General features: G+C 79.9%; 1 protein-coding gene. It reads right to left on the bottom strand.

From position 1 onward, the window contains the following. Window positions 1–43: 43 nt before the first annotated feature. On the bottom strand, window positions 44–730 hold the full coding sequence (locus Q6969_RS16080; RefSeq protein ID WP_317231336.1) for a DUF4129 domain-containing protein: 687 nt from the start codon (window positions 728–730) through the stop codon (window positions 44–46). Between the last annotated feature and the right edge of the window lie 2 nt (window positions 731–732).

Below are 732 nucleotides of genomic sequence, written 5' to 3'. Positions count from 1 at the left end.
GCGAGGCCGGGGTCCGGGGTGGTCGGCGCGGGCGCAGGCGCGGTCACGCGGGTCCCGCGCCCACGGGCTCGTGGAGCACGGGCACGGACGTCCGCAGCTCGCGGTCCAGCGCGGCGAGCCGGTCGACCATCCCCTCGGTGCCGGCGCGCCCGAGGTAGCGGACGGCGTCGAAGTCGTCGGCGGCCGCGACCAGCCGCTCCGCGTGGCCGGGGTGGGCGGATCCGGCGCGTCGGGCGAAGCCGCGGGCCGTGGTGCCGGGATCCACCGTGACGATGGTGCGCTCCGCCTGCTCGCGGGCGATGGCGCGGAACAGGTCGGACACCGCGGAGTCGAGGTCGCCGGCGCGCCGGGCCGCCTCGGCGGCGCGCCGCAGCTCCTCCGCCGAGCGCCGGTCGTCGGACCCGAACAGCCCGTCCCCGCTCCGGGCGGCCCGACGCCGCCGGTCGCGCCGCGGTGCGCCGAAGACGAGGAAGGCCACGACCACCACCGCGAGCACGAGCACGCCGATCACGAGGGGCGCGAGGTCGGCCAGGCCGCCGCTCGCTCCGCCCAGGACGCGCGCGATCCAGTCGGCCACCGCCTGCGCGGCCAGGTCGAGCGCGTTCGGCCGCGCCGCCTCGTACTCCGGGCGCCCGAGCTCGTCGAGCAGGAGGCGCCGGGCGTCGTCCGCGTCGGGCTCGAGCGGCACGGCGGCCGCGCGCGCGACGGCCGTGAGGGCGAGGGAGGGGATCA

Source organism: Clavibacter sp. MX14-G9D (assembly GCF_032917815.1).
Lineage (GTDB): Bacteria > Actinomycetota > Actinomycetes > Actinomycetales > Microbacteriaceae > Clavibacter > Clavibacter michiganensis_K.
The sequence above is the reverse complement of the archived record's forward strand: the minus strand, read 5'-3'. Positions and strand labels throughout refer to the sequence as shown.